This is a genomic window from Clostridium neuense (assembly GCF_045310695.1).
Lineage (GTDB): Bacteria > Bacillota > Clostridia > Clostridiales > Clostridiaceae > Clostridium_S > Clostridium_S neuense.
In genome coordinates, this window is sequence record NZ_JBJIAA010000019.1 from 21,130 (window position 1) to 39,066 (window position 17,937).

Sequence of the window (17,937 nt, forward strand, 5' to 3'; positions counted from 1 at the left end):
GTTTGGGATGTAATCCCATTATCCTTCTTTAATCTGTATTAGTCATCTTTATATTAGCCCAAACCTTGTGCATGTTTACTCCCTATCGGTCAAACAATTGAAATATCTAAGTATTCCTGTTTTTTCTTTATTTGTGAGTAAATTTGAAAATATAAAAATAAATTTATCAACAAAATACGAAATATATTGACAATATTATTTTTATAAAGTAATATTATTATAAAATATTTATAAAACAATTATTGATATTAAAAATTTTATTTTTATGCACTTAGGGGCGAAGCGCATTTAAAAGTATTATTTATAAAATTTTTAAATCTTCTAATTTGTATTGTTTTACTAATTTTATAAAAGTAGGGGGGCTAATAATGAAATCAAGAATTTTAAAAACGTTAGTAATTGCTATAACCTGCACTGCTAGTATTGGGTTATCGGCATGTGGAAGTAGTGGTGCATCAAGCAGTGGTGGTAATAGTAAGACTACTAGTTCGGCAAAAAAGGTAATAAATGTGGGCATAATGAATGCTCCAAGTGGATTTAATGCATTGGATTCTTCTGATGTAGCGCAAAATGATATGACGCAAATTTTGTTTAAGCCACTTGTAGAACTTGATGAAGACTTTAAATTCCAACCATCGCTGGCTGATTCTATTGAAACAACTGATAACAAGACTTTTACAATAAAATTGAATAAGAAAGCAAAGTGGACAGACGGAAAGCCAGTAACAGCGGATGATACTATGTTTACCCTTGGACTTATAACAAATCCTAAGGTTGCTTCTACTATTGCATCTAAGTTTAATATATTAAAAGGACTAGATGCCTCAGGTAAAAACACCTCAGGGCAAGACAGTTTTGAAGGAGCTAAAAAAGTAGACGATCATACAATACAGCTTATTACAAAAGACAATGTAGATAAGACAATATTTGAAGATTTAGTTGGACAATATTTAAAGACTGTTCCACAGCATGTACTTAAAGACGTACCAGCAGATCAAGTATTTAAAGCAACTTTCTTCCAAAATCCAAATGTAACTAATGGACAATTTAAATTTGCTACATATAAAAAAGATCAATATGTACAAATGGATGCCAACAAGGATTATTTCAGAGGAGCACCTAAGCTTTCACAGCTTAATTTTAAAATAATGCAAGGAACTGAAATAACTGTACAGCTTCAAAGTGGTGAAATTGATATGAATGATCCACTTATAGGAACAATTCCTAATGATGATATTGAAAAAGTTAAGACTATGAAAAATATCGATGTTATAAAAGAAAAAGCATCAGTTAACGATCAAACTTTACAGATGAACGTAAAGACTATACCTGATCCTAGAGTAAGAAGAGCTATTTCTTATGCAATAAATAGAAAGCAAATAATAAAGAATATAATAAAAGGGTCAGCAGAGGAAATTATTGGAGCATACCCACCATCAAGTAAGTTTTTTAACAAGGATTTAGATTATGCTTCATATGATCCAGCAAAGGCAAAGGCGTTATTAAAAGAAGCTAATTGGGATCCAAACAAAGTATTGAAGTTTAATGTTCCTGTTGGAAACACTGGTCGTGAACAAGCGGCTAATGTTATAGCTCAAAATCTTCAAGATGTAGGAATAAAGGTACAAATGCAGAAATATGACTTTGTTACAAGCCTAGCTCTTGGTAAAAAACATAATTTTGATTTGTATATAGTTGGACTTACAGTAGACCCTGTTAATCCAGATATATCAGCATATATAGGTACAGGTCAAACTTTGGATTTAAGTGGATACAGCAATCCAACCTTGGATGCACTTCTGGAGCAAGGAAAAACAACTGTAGATTCTGCAAAGGTTACAGAAATCTATAACAAGGTTCAAGAGATATACAGTAATGATGCTCCATCAGTTGGAGTGTATGCACCTCTTGGAATAGGAGCTGTCAATAAGAGAGTAGTAGGAGCAACTCCAAAATCAGCAGGAATGTACGTTGGCATAGAAAATTGGGATGTAAAATAAAATATAAAACTATAAATTAAAAGTAAGGTGTTGATGGCTGTAAAAGCTGTTGACACTTTATTTTTATTCCATTATTTTATTAAAGCTAAGTGTTAATTTGCCATGCCTAAAATTTTCAATTTAACTAAAATTTCTATAAAAAATTGACATACTTATGAAATTACAGTATTATAAGCAATAAGGTAGTTAATAAATTGTTAATTTTATTAAAAACTTTTACAAATGAAATATTAGGGGGCAAAAAAATGAATAAGAAACTTATTAAAGCAGTAGTTCTAACTTTAATAAGTACTACTACTTTAACTCTTTCAGCTTGTGGAGCTTCAAGTAGCAGTACTTCACAAAGTGGAAATGCAAAAAAAATTGTCAATGTTGGTATAGTTAATGCACCAAGTGGATTTAATGCACTTGATTCATCGGACCAAAGTCAAAATAACATGACAGAGGTTTTGTTTAAACCACTGGTTGAACTTTCAAGTGATTTGAAGTTTGTTCCGGGGCTTGCGGATTCAATAACTACAGCAGATAACAAGACTTTTGTTGTAAAATTGAACAAAAACGCAAAGTGGACAGACGGAAAACCTGTAACAGCAGACGATGTTCTATTTACTTTAAATCTCATAACAAATCCTAAGGTTGCATCCACAATTGCATCTAAATTCAATATGCTTGCTGGATTAAATGATGCGGGAAAGAACACAAATGGTACGGATGCTTTTGATGGGGCTAAAAAAGTAGACGATCATACTATAAATTTGATAACTAAACAGCCGGTTGATACAGTTGTATTTGATGATTTAATAGGCCAATATTTAAAAACAGTACCAAAGCACGTTTTAAAGGATACTCCACTTGATCAAATGTTTAAAGCGGCATTTTTCCAAAATCCAAATGTAACTGATGGAGCATTTAAACTAGTTACATATAAAAAAGATCAATACGTACAAATGGCTGCTAACAAGGATTATTTTAGAGGAGCACCAAAGCTTTCACAGCTTAACTTTAAAATAATGCAGGGAACTGAGTTAACTGTACAACTTCAAAGTGGTGAAATTGACACAAACGATCCTTTGGTTGGACAACTTCCAAATGATGATATTTCAAAGCTTAAGAGCTTGAAAAATATAGCAGTTACAAAAGGTGCGCCTAGTGGAATACAGGTTATGGAAGTCAATGTTAATAGAATTTCTAACGCTAACGTAAGAAAAGCTATTTCATATGCAATAAATAGAAAACAAATAGTTGATAATTTACTTAAAGGTGCTGGAGAAGAAATTGTAGGACCTTATCCTAAATCAAGTAATTTCTTTAACAAAGATTTAGATTATCCAACTTATAACCCCGCAAAAGCTAAAGAATTATTAAAAGAAGCAAATTGGGACTCAAGTAAGGTTTTAAAACTTAACGTTCCTACTGGAAACACTGTTCGTGAGCAATCTGCTAATGTAATAGCACAAAATCTTCAAGAAGTTGGTATTAAAACTCAAATTCAAAAATATGATTTTGTTACAGCTCTAAATCTTGCTAAAAAGCATGACTATGATTTATTCTTAGCTGGTTTTACTTTTGATCCTGTTAACCCAGATATAACAGCTTATATAGCAAGTGGTCAAATTCTTGACTTAAGTGCGTACAGCAATAGTCAAATGGATTCAATTCTTGCACAGGGTAAAGTTACTGTAGATAAAGCAAAACGTACAGAAATTTACAACAAGGTTCAGGAACTTTATGTTAATGATTCACCAGTAATTGGAACATATGCACCAAGTAGTATGACTGCCGTTAATAAGAGACTTACCTACGGCGGAGCAACAGCCTTTGGAATGTATGCAAATCTTGAAAAATGGGATGTATCTAAGTAATAGTATTTTTAAATATTAAATAAATTTAAAGGGAATATCTTTAAAATTTTAAGAAACTTCAATAACCTAGTATTGCTCAAATATATTGAAGCTTCTAAGTCTTTTAAGGATATTCCCTTTCTTTTAATGCAGTGCTGGAAGCTTTGTAATAATACTGACACAAAACAGTTTCGCAGTGATTACATAAGCAGCTTAAATAATTATATAAATGGTTTTGACGGAAATATAATTGATTCTAAAATTTAAATATAATAATGAAGTTATAGCAGTATAGGTTGATGAAATTAGGTCATGCCTTATGTTACAGTTATGAAAAGAGTAACAATACTAAGAACTTTTGCATACGCTGTAGTAATAGTCTTTTTTTAGGGGGAAAACCTTTGGTATATGTATATCCATATTTAGGTTTTAAAAAACAATGTAAAAAGGTTCCAATAGCATTTCCACCTCAGCATCAGCCTATGCAGCCTGGGTTTGAGTATTTAATGGTTCCAAGACCAATATTTGATGATCCTGACTATACGGGAAGTGGAAAATTAAAGGATAAAGTTGCTCTTATTACTGGTGGAGATAGTGGAATTGGTAGAGCTGTAGCTTTAGCTTATGCAAAGGAAGGAGCCGATGTTTCAATTGTTTATTATAATGAACATAGAGATGCAAAGGAAACAAAAGCTTTAATAGAAGCTCAGGGACGAAGATGTATTCTCATTTCTGGCGATTTAAGAGATAAAGCTTTTTGCAGGAGCATAGTTAAGGATACTGTCGATAGGCTTGGAAAATTAGATATACTGGTTAACAATGCTGGAGTACAGTATCCTCAAACAAGTCTTGAAAATATAACAGATGAGCAATTTGAAACTACTTTCAGGGTGAATTTTTTTTCGATTTTTTATGTTACTAAAGCTGCACTTCCATATCTTAAGAAGGGAAGTATTATTATAAACACAACCTCTGTTACTGCTTATAATGGTAACAAAATGCTTATAGATTATTCCAGTACTAAAGGTGCTATTGTGAGTTTTACTCGTTCCTTGGCACTTTCTCTCGTATCAAAGGGAATAAGAGTAAATGGCGTTGCACCGGGACCTATTTGGACACCACTTCAGCCCGCCAGTTATCCTGCTTCTTATATAACCACTTTTGGTACAGATACACCTATGAAAAGAGCAGGACAGCCGGTAGAACTAGGACCTGCCTATGTTTATTTAGCATCAGAGGACTCCACTTATGTTACGGGGCAGGTGCTTCATGTAGATGGTGGAAGCTTTGTAACTTCATAATATAGTGTTCTTTACTACATTTTTAAATCCCATATAAGTTGCATAAAAGTATCCTCCATATATTATGATAAGTGCTAAAGCTATCATGAAATAAGAGCTCCCAAGTGTATTACCGTTATGCATTGAAAACACCTTGTTTGCTATGCTTACGCTTACAGTAGAATGTATAATTGCTAAAGTTAAGGGTGCCATAAAATAGATTAAAGTTTGTATGAGTATAGATTTATCTATTAGCTTTTGAGGGGCACCTATTTTTTTTAGGGAATTGTATCTAGCTAGGCTGTCGCTTGCTTCTGATAGTTGTTGCAGAGCTAATACTGCTGCGCTGGATATCAAAAATACTATGCCTAGATATATTCCAATAAAAACAATAATTGTTGATGAACCATATACAAGGGCATGCACTTGTTCTATTGTATTTCCGGAGATAGGAATATAGTATCCATCTTTATATCTATTATTTGCAAAGTTTTTAAATAGATTTTTAAATTTCTCTTCTGATTTTTCTCCATTATTTTTTGAAAACATTACATTAAATCCTGTTGAATATAATTTGAGCTTTCCACTAAAATTATCAGGAATTATAAGATAAAGGAAATTTAAATCAGAACCTGTAGTGACAAGGTTAGTTTTTATTGGAGCTTCATTTTTTATGTTATAAGCTTTACCATCTATATTTACGATATTATGATTTTTTATAAATTTATCTAAAGCGTTATTAATGTCTTCATAGTTAGATATAACTAGAATTTGGTTGCTTTTTAGTGTAATGCCTTGCTGCCCGCTTAGTTTTCTTATTGAATTATATTCGGATATTTTTACAGCGGATATAGGGATTTCCAGAAGGTATTTTTCCGGATCTTCTTGTTCATGCTTATCTAAATAATTTTTAAATAAATTATCTGGCTGTATATCAAGCTTATATTCATTATAAAAGGTATATTTTTCATAAGCATTAAATTTAAAGTCCATTTTGTCCAGATACCCTTTAATATCCTTTACCTTTTGATCATCACTATCAATATTAAGCTTGGCTGAAGCATCGAATGTAGTGTTGCCTTTTACCAGCTTATCTAGATTGCTTTTGTAGCCAAACATAGTGAATAAAAGTGTAATGGTGAGAAAAAGCATAAGGCATATTACAGACATTGATATAAAGTTAGTAGTTATCTTGTTGTTTATTTGCCTCAATACAAAAATATTTAAATTTTTAAGATAGAGCTTCTTGTTTTTTTGTATGATATGAAGAAAGAAACTTGATAAACTGAAAAACAATAACAGAGTTCCTATAACTCCAAGTATGATTGAAGTTGTAAATTTAATATCTTTAGGATTTAATCCAACCTTTAACACTAAACTATAGGCTGTTATAAGTAATGCAGCGGACAAAAGAAATATAAGCACTGATATAACAGGGTTTTCTACCTTTATGTCTTCATTTTTCTTTGCGGCATTTAGCATATCTATCAATTTATATTTAGAAATGATAACCTGATTAAATATCATTACTAAAAGAAATATTATTCCGAAGTACAAAACAGATTTTATTATTGCACTTGGGGATACAATAAATTTAAATTTGTTTATATTAACTACTAGAAGTTTAGCTGTAATTATTGATAACCCTTGTGATACTATGATTCCTAGTAAAATTCCAGCGGCAAGGGACAATAAACCTATTAAAAAGGTTTCTAATATTAATATTTTTGAAATTTTACTTTTTGCCATGCCAAGGGTCATATAAATTCCTAATTCTTTTTTACGCTTTTTTATTAAAAAGTTGTTTGCGTAAATTATAAGGCCACCTAAAATAAAAGATACAAATACTGATATCCCTGCTATAAGTTTATTAAGTATTACCATATAATTCTCAGTACTTTTGTTTAGCTCAAGTACGGATTTTTGAGCTCCTAAGGAGTTGAAGCTGTAAAAAATACATACTGCAAAGGTTAGGGTTAGGAAATATATAGAATAATCTTTAATACTTTTTTTAACATTATTTATTGCTATCTTAGAAAACATCGCTGGCGTCTCCTCCAAGTAAAGATACAACTTCAATTATTTTATTGAAAAATTGCTTTCTTGTATCATTTTCTCGTATTAGTTCGTTAAAAATACGACCATCCTTTATAAATAAAATTCTATGAGCATAACTTGCTGTAAAAGAATCATGGGTAACCATGAGGATTGTAGCCTGAAGCTCCTCATTAAGCTTTTCAAAGGAGTCTAAAAGAAGTCTTGAGGACTTAGAGTCTAGGGCTCCAGTTGGTTCGTCGGCTAATATAAGTGAAGGCTCTGTAACTAGGGCTCTTGCGGAAGCCACTCTTTGCTTTTGACCTCCGGACATTTGAAAAGGATATTTATCTAAAACCTCCGTAATTTCTAGTTTGTCTGCAACTTTTTTTATTAATGCGTCTATTTCGCTGCTTTTTCTCTGTTGTATTGTTAAAGCTAAGGCTATATTTTCATAAGCCGTCAGAGTATCTAAAAGATTAAAGTCTTGAAATATAAAACCAAGTTCATCTCGCCTGAATTCTTCCAAACCTTTAGCTTTAAGCGTTGTAATATCCTTATCATTTATAAAAATGTGACCTGTGGTAACAGTGTCAATAGTTGAAATGCAATTTAAAAGGGTAGTTTTGCCGCTGCCGGATGGACCCATTATTCCAACAAACTCTCCTTTATCCACCTTAAAGCTTATATTATCAAGAGCTTTTGTTATATTGCCTTTGTTACCATAGTATTTTTCGATTTTTTCTACACTCAATATATTCTGCATAACGGTTTCCTCCCTTTGATTATGTGCACTTTTAGGCAGGTATTAAGTTTACTTACTTACATCAAATTTGCCGAAGGTTTCTACTACATCATTACCAGCTACATAAATAGTAACAGCATAAGAACCTGGCTTAAGACTTTCTGGAACGGATAGCTTATCACTAAAATATCCAGCACTGCTTATAGCTATGTTATCATCTACTTTAAGTCTGTTTGCTCTGGTAATTTTATCTTTGTACCATATAACTCTTGCTTTTTTAGCCAAAAATTTTTTCCCTTTTGCAGAAAAATAAATAGTGTCCTTTGGTGAAAATACAGCAGTCCTATTAACTGGTTTTCCATCTTTATCTACACTTTTACATATAACGCCGTCTGTAATTTTTGGACCATTATAATATTTGAAAAGAAGGCCACCCCCGCCTACAATTAAAATAACTACGATTATTGGAACTAATAATTTTTTCATGATTAAAATCTCCTCCTATTGGTTAATATCTTGTCTACATTTATTATTTTACTAGGGTTTTATGCGTATACATATTAGTTTGCATTTCATTAAGATTACATTTTTGTAATGTTAGATATTTAAGTTTAAAAACAATGGATTTACAGCTATCACAATTTGTAATAACTATAAATCCATTAATTAACTTAATAAAGATAAACCACTCTGAAACTTAAAATTTATTTGTACCAAAATGCCGTCTTCTGGGCATTATGGTACAAATGAATTTCAATAGTTGAAGCGGTTTATCTATATTTAATATTGCCTAAAGGAAAGATAATATTAACTTTTGTTCCTTCTCCAGTTTGTGAAGTTAGGGTTAACCCCAATCCAAGTTGCTTACATAGTTTCCTACACAAATAAAGCCCTATACCAGTAGATTTGCCAAACCTTCTTCCGTTTTCTCCGGTAAACCCCTTTTCAAAAACTCTATTTATATCCTTGCTTGTAATGCCTATACCGTTATCTTCTATGGTAAGTATTATGTTATCTCTATTTCTAGCAGAATATATTTTTACCTTGTCTTCGTTTCTTTTGCAGTATTTAATGGAGTTTCCTATTATTTGATTCAGTATAAATTCCAGCCACTTAGCATCACTATAAACAGAGCCGTATACAGCTTCTATATCTACAGATATTCTTTTATTTATAAAATCTCTGGAATTTTTCTTTATTGCATTTTTTACAACCTCCACTAAAGAAACTTCTTTAATAATATAATCCTTACTAACATTATTACTTCTTGAGTAATACAGTACTTGCTCAATATAATCTTCAATTTTTTTTATTTCATAATCAATATTTTTAGTAACTTCAGTTTGATTGTTTTCTATAATTAGCCTTGTTGATGCAATAGGTGTTTTTATTTCATGAATCCAGGTTTCTATATATTCTCTGTATTCATTTTGCATATCTCTATATTTTTTTACATGCTCGTGCATAGCTTTATTTATTTGTTTTAATAAGTCATATATAAGCCTACCTTCTATAAAATCAGGTTCTTTAACAATTTCAAATAGTAAATATTTTTTATCTAGCCCTTCTGCGGTGCTGTTTAGTTCATCGTAAAACTTTTTGAATTTAATAAATTCCATAGAAATTAAAGAAAAAAGAGGTATAAACCATATGCAGAAGATTAGAAGAATTATGCCCATTCCAACATTAGCTAAATTCATAATGACGCATATAATAATAAACAATACAAAATTAATCAATAAGAATAAATGTCTGTCTTTTAAATATTGTATTAAACTCATGGCAGTATATATCCTAATCCGCGTCTTGTTTCTATGCTTTCCTTCATTCCTACTTCTTCAAGTTTTTTTCTTAACCTTGTAACGTTAACTGATAAATTGTTATCATCTACAAAAATATCTGAATTCCACATGAAATTCATTAGATCATCTCTTGATACTATTTTTCCTTTGTTTTTTATGAGACAAGAGAGTATTTTAAGTTCATTTTTTGTTAGCTCTGCTGCATTGCCGTGATATGTAATAGAACCATTTGATAAATTAAGTTTTAAATCATTATAAACAATGGTGTCTGGAGCTTTAGAGCCATTAACTCTTCTTAATACAGATGCAATTCTTGCCACAAGAATTTGAGTGTTATAAGGTTTTGTGATAAAGTCATCGGCACCTAAATTCATGCTCATGAGTTCATCCATTTCGCTGTCTCTGCTTGTAACTATTATTATTGGTACCTCAGAGCTTTTTCTTATTTCTCTACATATGTGATAACCATCGAATATTGGTAGATTTATGTCTAAGAGTATTAAATCTGGCTCTTCCTTTAGAGTATATTCAATAATATTTTCAAAGTTTGCTGGAGCAATAACCTCGTAGCAGTACCTTGTTAGAAAAGTTTTAAGCTCTTCTCGTATAGTATCAGTATCTTCTATAATGATTATTTTTGGCATAACTTCACTTCCTTTATAAATGTCTATGGATTTAACGATATTATAATTGATTGTAATTGTTATTGCAAAAAATGTTTATATATGAATTACTTGAACTTTTGGTTTAGAAAATATGTTATAATTAAGAAATATTTTACAAAATACAAAATGAACAATATTATAAAAGATATAAGTGATTTTATATTTATACTAATTGGAGGGGATTTCAATGGAGTTTAGAGAAAAGAAAATAAAATTAAAGGATGGGACAACATGTATTTTAAGAAGTCCAAACGAGCATGATGCAGAAAAAATGATTGGGTATTTAAAAATGACATCAGAAGAAACACATTTTATGATTAGGTATGCTGAAGAAATTAATATACCTATGGACAAAGAAGCAGAATTTCTTAAGGACAATTTAAATAGCAATCAAAACATGATGATTGGAGCCTTTATTAATAATGAACTCGCAGGTAATGCAAGCATCAGTTGTGTAGGAAATTATATTAAGCTTAAACATAGAGCGGCATTTGGAATTTCTATAAAGGAACGATATTGGAACAATGGTATTGGAAATGCACTTATTAAAGAAATAATTGAACAATCAAAAGAAATTGGATATGAGCAAATTGAACTGGGTGTATTTTCAGATAATAAAAAGGCTATTTCCTTATATAAAAAGTATGGTTTTGAAGTTTGGGGCAGTACTAAAAATGCATTCAAGCTTAAGGATGGGACATATCGTGATGAAATTATAATGGGAAGAATTATATAAAGATAAGGTGGATTATAATGAAATTAAGAAAGGAATATACTTGTCCTCTGGAATTAACTCATGATATTATTCGTGGAAAGTGGAAACCAATTATATTATGGCAACTTGGAAAAGGAACTTCGTCTTTAGCATATTTACAAAAAAGTATAGAAGGAATCGGGCAAAAAATGTTACTTCAACACCTCAGTGAACTACAGGCTTTTGGTATGCTTGAAAAAAAGCAATTTGATGGATACCCATTAAAGGTAGAATATTCACTAACTGAAAAAGGAAAACGAATGTTAGAAGTTGTAGTTGCTATGCAAAAAATAGGAATTGAACTTATGAAAGAAGATGGCAGAGAAGCTTTCTTGCAGGAAAAGGGATTAATTTGAAGTTATACAAACAAAAAAGTGTGTAATGTACAACCCAATAGGTTCCTGCTAAAATAAGAGAAAATATAAAAAGGAGGTATTTTTATAATGAGAAATCCAGAGCAAACAATTGGCAATCTTATTGATAAAAGCAAGCTGACAATTATTAGCTATATAGATGATGAGGGGTTTCCTATTAGCAAGGCAATGCTGTCACCACGTGAACGTGAAGGAATTAAAACATTTTGGTTTTCAACAAATACATCATCAAATAAAGTAAAATATTTTCGGGAAAATGCTAAAGCAAGTATATACTTTGTTGATAGACGCTTTTTTAGAGGTGTAAGCCTTGTTGGAATAGTGGAAGTCCTTGAAACACCAGAAGCAAAGAAAAAAATATGGCAGGAGGGTGATACCATGTATTATAAACAAGGTGTGATGGATTCTGATTACTGTGTATTAAAGTTTACGGCAAAACAGGGACGTTATTACAGTAATTTTAAGTCAGAGGACTTTAATGTGTGAATAAAAATTTTAATCTAAGGTGATGAAAATGTGGAAAGTGGTATAGAATTAATTGAAAGACTATGTTGTAAAGATAATAAAACTGCATCTTTGTACATATTAACTTGTTCAAGCATATGCCCTATGTTTCTTCACCTGCATATAAAGACATATCAAAAAAAAGTTATGGTTTAAGTCTGACCCCAATAGTTCATTCTCGTCGCCAGATACTGATACTTCATATTTAGAGATATTTGTTTCTTCAAATAACTCCCTGTAGGCACCTTCAAGTCCATTTTCGCCAATTTCAATTTTTCAACTTACTGAATTTTCAATCCCTTTAAGCATCGATATATGTATATTCTTCTGCTTTATTCTTTTTTAAATGTAGTAAGAAAGTTAAGTGCATTTATATTGTTGAATAAAAATATTAGTAATGCTATTATTGTATAAATGATAAATTAAAAAAATGAAGCACGTTTTCATAAATATATTGGTACAAATGAGTTACATATGAAAAAATAACTGGAAGGTTGAAGAGGAATGACTAATAAAGAAAATATTATGAAAAGCTTGAGAGAACTTTCTCTTAAAATTGATGGTGAAAAGGAATGTGGAGTTACAGCAAAGGACATCTCAGATAGTTTAGGCCTCCAAAGAAATATTGTAAGCCATTTATTGAATGTATTAAATAAAGAGGAAAAGGCAATAAAAATCAACACTAGACCTGTTTATTTTATTGATATGGAGGTATACAAGAAAAGAAAGGGAGAATTAAAGCTAGTAACTAATTGCTTAGAAAGCAAAAAAGGTGATGCTAAAGAAGGAAATGTTTCTGAAGTGTTTAAAAAATTAATAGGCTATAATGGAAGTTTAAAATATGTAGTGGATCAATGCAAGTCAGCAGTTTTATATCCTCCTATGGGACTTCCTATACTTCTCATTGGCAGCTCTGGAGTTGGAAAAAGCTTTCTTGCACAAATTATATATGAATTTGCAAAGGCTTCAAACTCCATAGAGAGTCCAGAAAGATTTGTCATATTCAATTGTGCAGAATATGCAAATAATCCAGAGCTTCTTTCTGCAACTTTGTTTGGTTCAGTTAAAGGAGCTTATACTGGAGCTGAAAGAGATAGACCAGGACTTATTGAAGAGGCGGATGGAGGAGTACTATTTTTGGACGAAATACATAGATTACCGCCAGAAGGACAAGAAAAATTGTTTCTATTTTTAGACAAAGGTGTTTTTAGAAGACTTGGAGAAGCAGAAAGATGGAGAAGTGCAAAGGTGAGAATGATTTTTGCAACTACGGAAAATCCAAAAGACAATTTTCTTGAAACCTTTTTAAGGAGAATACCTCTAATAGTTAAAATTCCAAGCTTTCAAGAAAGACCGCTGAGTGAAAAGCTTGAAATCATCCAAAGCATATATAAAAAAGAAGCTATAACTATAAAAAAGGACATACTTGTAAGCAATAAAGTTATAAATATTCTTTTAAAAAGCAAGAGTGGTGGGAACATAGGAGGGCTGATAAATGTAATAAAATTAAGCTGTGCCAGTGCCCTTGAAGGTTCCAGCTACAAGACTATAAAGGTTCTTAAAATAAAAATAAACAACTTACCTATTGATTTTATGGAAAACTTTGATGGGATTTTAAGCAATGTTAATTTTGCGGATATGTTTATATCTTCATCCGGTATAGAGGACACACATTATTTTAATAAAAGCTCAAGCAGTATATCAGATTTAACTTCGGAGATTTTTAAATTTGCAGAGGAATTTAAAGAAAATGACATAACTCAAGAAGAATTTTTTAGAAAGTGTCTGGAGAACTTCAATAAATTAGTTGATGAAATAATATTCAATGAAATTGATAAAAGAAGAAATGCTGTTATGTTTGGTTCTATAAAAAAAATCACTGAAAACATTCTAGTATACATAGAATCTGAATATGGAATAAAGTATTTTGCTAATAGTTCAGAAATAATAACTTATATAGTGATATATTTTATGGAATATTATAATGAAAATGAAGAAGATATAAATGAATTGATAGACTATATGAGTGAAAAGTATCCCAAAGAGTATAAGATTGTAACAAAAATAATTGAAACCATTGAAACTAATTTGGACATAGCTTTAAATAAAATACTAAATTTGTATATGCTTATATACATTAAATCCTTTAATCAAAAGAAAAGAAGCGATAGAACAAGTGCAGTTCTAATTGCTCATGGATATTCAACAGCAAGCAGCATTGCAAGTGTTGCAAATAGAATGCTTGGTGAGTACATTTTTGAGGCTATTGACATGCCACTGGAATTGTCTACACCTGAAATTGTAACTAAGCTTAATTCATATATACGAGAAACAAATATTTCAAATGGCTTAATAATTTTAGTTGATATGGGTTCTTTAGAAAGCATATATAAGGGAATAACCAAGGAGTTTTATGGAGACCTTGCTATAATAAACAACATATCTACGTATCTTGCTTTAGATGTTGGAAGTAGAATATTAAATTCAGAATCTGTTGAGCAAATTGCTAAGGAAGCAGTTAAGGGAAATGTTTCAAAGTATAATTATATACCTTTAAGTAAAAATAGAAAAAATGCTATAATAACTACGTGTCTTACGGGTATAGGAGCGGCTAAAAAAATTAAAGATTTAATGGATAAGTGTTTTACAAATGATGAAGTTGAGGTTATTGCCTACGATTATGAAGGACTTGAAGGAAATGGTAAAGAGGGCAATATATTTAAACAATATGATGTAAGACTTATAATTGGAACAAGCGATCCTAGCATAGAAGATGTTCCATATATATCTGTAGAAGACTTTATTATGAAAAAGGGAGAATCCTTGCTCAAGAATGCCCTAAGAGATGTTGTAGATATTGAAGTCATAGATAAAATCAACAGAGAGGTAGTAAAACTGTTCACTCTTGAAAATGTAATTAACTATTTAACCATATTAAATCCTTCTAAGATAATAGATCAAGTGGAAAATGCCCTTTATAATCTTGAAATAGGGATTGGCTTTAAGCTGCCCAATGATCTCAAGATAAGTTTATACATACACATATCCTGCATGCTTGAGAGATTAGTTATAAAAGATCCAATTATGAATTATAATAAATCAGAGGAATTTCTAAAGTATCATATACACTTTATAGAATTAGTGAAAAAAGCCTTTAGTGTAATAGAACAGTTCTATAAAGTTGAGATACCAATATCAGAAATAGGTTTCATATATGACAGTATAAAAAATAAAGTGAGTGACTTCAAGCTTTAAGACCATGCCAAATAGTAGTGTACACTATTTGGCATGGTTTTTGCTTTTATTGTTTATATAAAAAATAAAGGGGGATAAATTATGAAACCAAATATCTTATTAGTACGTATTGACAACAGATTAGTACATGGACAGGTTGGAGTTACATGGACATCTTCACTTGGAGCTAATTTACTTGTAGTAGTTGATGATGAGGCTGCAAATCAACCAGTTCAGCAGCAGTTAATGACAATGACAGCAGAAAGTTCTGGAGTAGGCATTAGGTTTTTTACAATAGAAAAAACTATAAAGGTAATAGGAAAAGCAGCACCATCGCAAAAAATATTTATAGTTTGTAAAACTCCAGAAACAGTTAAAAAACTTGTGGATGGCGGCGTTCCAATTGAAAAGGTTAACGTAGGAAATATGCATTTTTCAGAAGGAAAAAGAGCAATCACTAAAAAGGTGTATGTTGACGATAAGGATTTAGAAAACTTGAAGTATATAAAATCAAAGGGCGTAGAGGTATATATACAAGATACACCTGGAGATATAAAGCACGATATCGAATAAAAAGGGGGAAGAGCAATGCATAGTGTTACACTGATCCAAGGTATTTTATTATCTATTATGGCTATCATATGTGGATTCGACTTTTGGCTTGAGGGCTTATATATATTCAGACCAATAATAGTTTGTACATTATCAGGACTTATTTTAGGAGATCTTCATACAGGACTTATTGCAGGAGCATTAACAGAACTAGCCTTTGCGGGTTTGACACCAGTAGGAGGAACTCAGCCTCCAAACCCTATTTTAGCAGGTGTAATGACTACAGTTATAGCATATACAGCTAAGTTAGATGTTAAGGCAGCAATTGGACTTGCACTTCCATTTAGTTTTCTTATGCAGTATATCATATTATTTTATTACTCAGCTTTTTCAGTATTCATGGTAAAAGCACAAAAGTATGCTGAAGATGCAGACACAAAGGCTTTTGCAAGACTTAATATTTTAACTACTTTAATAGTTGGAATAACTTATGGAGTATTGGTTTTCTTATGCGCATATGTTGCACAGGGACCTATGAAGGCTTTAGTAGCTAGTATGCCACAATGGTTATCACATGGCTTTGAGATAGCAGGAAATATATTACCAGCAGTTGGATTTGGTCTTTTATTAAAGGTTATGCTAAAGGTAGAGTTTATTCCATATTTAATAGTTGGTTTTGTAACAGCATCTTTCTTGAATTTTTCAAACTTGCTTCCAGTAGCACTTATAGGAGCAGCTCTTGCATTATATCAATTCTTTAATGATAAAAGCGCTAGAGATAGAGATGAACAATTAAAGAATAATATGAAAGTTGGTGACGATTACAGTGAAGGAATCTAATAAAAAATTAACAAAACAAGATATTACCAAACTGGGATTAAGAACCGTTTTGCTTCAGGCAAGCTTTAACTATGAAAGAATGCAGGCCGGCGGTTGGACTTATGCACTGCTTCCATTTTTGAAAAAAATATATGGGAATGACAAGGAAAAGTTATCTCAAGCAATGAAGGATAACTTAGAATTTATAAATACTACACCTACTACAGTTGGTTTCTTAATGGGACTTATAATATCTCTAGAAGAAAACAATGAAGAAAGAAGCCTTATAAAAGGTTTAAGAGTAGCTCTATTTGGACCGCTTGCAGGTATTGGTGATGCTATATTCTGGTTCACAGTGCTTCCTATAGTAGCAGGTATTTCAGCATCCTTTGCAAGTCAGGGCAATGTACTTGGACCAATAATTTTCTTTGCAGCATATGTATGCATTTTTGCATCACGTATTTTGTGGACACGCCTTGGCTATAATTTAGGAGTTAAAGCCATCGATACCATACAGAAAAACTCCAAGCTTATATCTAAATCAGCTACAATACTTGGAGTAACAGTTATAGGAGCATTAATAGCTTCATATGTTCATATAGATGTTTTATATAAGGTTGCAGTAAGTTCTGGACATTCAATTTCAATACAGAAGGATTTTCTTGATAAGATATTCCCTAATCTTCTTCCAATGGGATATACACTTTTAATGTATTTCTTTTTAAAGAAAAAGAATATAAATCCAACAATACTTATTTTATTTACATTTGTATGTGCAATTTTATTATCAGCTTTAGGGGTGCTATAACATGAAAAACATTTTATTTGTAACAGGTCATGGTAAGTATGCCAGTTTGATAAAAACTTCAATAGAATTTTTAGCTGGCGGAAATGAAGAAATAGAGTATATAGATTTTACAGAAGATGATAATGATGCTACGTTAAAGGATAAAATGAGGGAAAAATTAAATGAGCATAAGCAAGATAAAGCTTTATTTATATGTGATATTTTAGGAGGAACCCCATTTAAATGTGCAGCTGAACTTTCTTTAGAAAATGAAAATATAGAGGTAATAGCAGGCTGCAATGTAGGATCGATTATAGAGGCTATATTTCAAAAAGATACTATGGATATAGGTACACTTGCTGATTTTGTAATAAATTCTAGCAAAAATTCTACAGGAAGATTTGTTAAGAAGTTTACTGATAATAATTCTATTAATGAAGAAGCTAGTGAAGGCATTTAATAAAAAGTGCGAAGTAACAATGCTTCGTCACATTAAAAAGATTCTATAAATCTAAGCCTCAAAAATCATAAAATCCTAAGAGTTTT

At 31.2% G+C, this 17,937-nt stretch carries 16 protein-coding genes; 11 read left to right on the forward strand and 5 right to left on the reverse strand.

What is annotated here, in order from left to right; translation table 11 throughout:
• Positions 1-368: 368 nt before the first annotated feature.
• From ACJDT4_RS19535 to ACJDT4_RS19545, 3 genes are all read left to right on the forward strand, one after another.
• The gene (locus tag ACJDT4_RS19535) at positions 369-2,000 is read left to right on the forward strand and encodes an ABC transporter substrate-binding protein (RefSeq protein WP_406789279.1); all 1,632 of its coding nucleotides are present in this window, start codon (positions 369-371) and stop codon (positions 1,998-2,000) included.
• 245 nt (positions 2,001-2,245) lie between these two features.
• Positions 2,246-3,862: an ABC transporter substrate-binding protein gene (locus ACJDT4_RS19540; protein WP_406789280.1), complete on the forward strand. Its 1,617-nt coding sequence runs from the start codon at positions 2,246-2,248 to the stop codon at positions 3,860-3,862.
• Between the two features lie 380 nt (positions 3,863-4,242).
• Positions 4,243-5,142 carry an SDR family oxidoreductase gene (locus ACJDT4_RS19545; protein WP_406789281.1) on the forward strand — a complete coding sequence of 300 codons (900 nt, stop codon included), beginning with the start codon at positions 4,243-4,245 and terminating at the stop codon, positions 5,140-5,142.
• Here ACJDT4_RS19545 and ACJDT4_RS19550 read toward each other — a convergent pair.
• The 5 genes from ACJDT4_RS19550 to ACJDT4_RS19570 all read right to left on the reverse strand — a co-directional run bounded on the left by ACJDT4_RS19550 (position 5,137) and on the right by ACJDT4_RS19570 (position 10,346).
• Positions 5,137-7,164, reverse strand: coding sequence for an ABC transporter permease (locus ACJDT4_RS19550; protein ID WP_406789282.1), 2,028 nt, complete (start codon positions 7,162-7,164; stop codon positions 5,137-5,139). The two genes, ACJDT4_RS19545 and ACJDT4_RS19550, sit on opposite strands and share 6 nt — an antisense overlap.
• Complete coding sequence (locus ACJDT4_RS19555; protein ID WP_406789283.1) at positions 7,154-7,921, reverse strand: ABC transporter ATP-binding protein; 768 nt, start codon at positions 7,919-7,921, stop codon at positions 7,154-7,156. Before ACJDT4_RS19555 ends, ACJDT4_RS19550 begins: the two co-directional genes overlap by 11 nt.
• A 48-nt stretch (positions 7,922-7,969) precedes the next feature.
• On the reverse strand, positions 7,970-8,386 hold the full coding sequence (locus tag ACJDT4_RS19560) for a hypothetical protein (RefSeq protein ID WP_406789284.1): 417 nt from the start codon (positions 8,384-8,386) through the stop codon (positions 7,970-7,972).
• 284 nt (positions 8,387-8,670) lie between these two features.
• Entirely contained in the window at positions 8,671-9,681 is a 1,011-nt protein-coding gene (locus ACJDT4_RS19565) for a sensor histidine kinase (protein ID WP_406789285.1), read from the reverse strand.
• Positions 9,678-10,346, reverse strand: a complete 669-nt coding sequence (locus ACJDT4_RS19570; protein ID WP_406789286.1) for a response regulator transcription factor — start codon at positions 10,344-10,346, stop codon at positions 9,678-9,680. The genes ACJDT4_RS19565 and ACJDT4_RS19570 overlap by 4 nt, the downstream gene beginning before the upstream one ends.
• A gap of 208 nt (positions 10,347-10,554) precedes the next feature.
• On the opposite strand from ACJDT4_RS19570, the gene ACJDT4_RS19575 reads away from it, so the two are divergent.
• The 8 genes from ACJDT4_RS19575 (at position 10,555) to ACJDT4_RS19610 (ending at position 17,851) form a co-directional block, all read left to right on the forward strand.
• Positions 10,555-11,103 carry a GNAT family N-acetyltransferase gene (locus ACJDT4_RS19575; protein WP_406789287.1) on the forward strand — a complete coding sequence of 183 codons (549 nt, stop codon included), beginning with the start codon at positions 10,555-10,557 and terminating at the stop codon, positions 11,101-11,103.
• Positions 11,104-11,120: 17 nt separating this feature from the next.
• A complete protein-coding gene (locus ACJDT4_RS19580) occupies positions 11,121-11,477 on the forward strand; it encodes a winged helix-turn-helix transcriptional regulator (RefSeq protein ID WP_406789288.1) in 357 nt (118 codons plus the stop codon).
• An 87-nt stretch (positions 11,478-11,564) separates the two neighbouring features.
• Complete coding sequence (locus ACJDT4_RS19585; RefSeq protein ID WP_406789289.1) at positions 11,565-11,981, forward strand: pyridoxamine 5'-phosphate oxidase family protein; 417 nt, start codon at positions 11,565-11,567, stop codon at positions 11,979-11,981.
• A gap of 522 nt (positions 11,982-12,503) precedes the next feature.
• Entirely contained in the window at positions 12,504-15,254 is a 2,751-nt protein-coding gene (locus tag ACJDT4_RS19590) for a sigma-54-dependent transcriptional regulator (RefSeq protein WP_406789290.1), read from the forward strand.
• An 81-nt stretch (positions 15,255-15,335) separates the two neighbouring features.
• Positions 15,336-15,806: a PTS galactosamine transporter subunit IIB gene (agaB, locus tag ACJDT4_RS19595; protein ID WP_406789291.1), complete on the forward strand. Its 471-nt coding sequence runs from the start codon at positions 15,336-15,338 to the stop codon at positions 15,804-15,806.
• Between the two features lie 15 nt (positions 15,807-15,821).
• Positions 15,822-16,625, forward strand: a complete 804-nt coding sequence (agaC, locus tag ACJDT4_RS19600) for a PTS galactosamine transporter subunit IIC (RefSeq protein WP_406789292.1) — start codon at positions 15,822-15,824, stop codon at positions 16,623-16,625.
• Positions 16,612-17,412: a PTS galactosamine transporter subunit IID gene (gene agaD / locus ACJDT4_RS19605; protein ID WP_406789293.1), complete on the forward strand. Its 801-nt coding sequence runs from the start codon at positions 16,612-16,614 to the stop codon at positions 17,410-17,412. Before agaC ends, agaD begins: the two co-directional genes overlap by 14 nt.
• A 1-nt stretch (position 17,413) precedes the next feature.
• Positions 17,414-17,851 carry a PTS sugar transporter subunit IIA domain-containing protein gene (locus ACJDT4_RS19610; RefSeq protein ID WP_406789294.1) on the forward strand — a complete coding sequence of 146 codons (438 nt, stop codon included), beginning with the start codon at positions 17,414-17,416 and terminating at the stop codon, positions 17,849-17,851.
• Positions 17,852-17,937 lie beyond the last annotated feature (86 nt).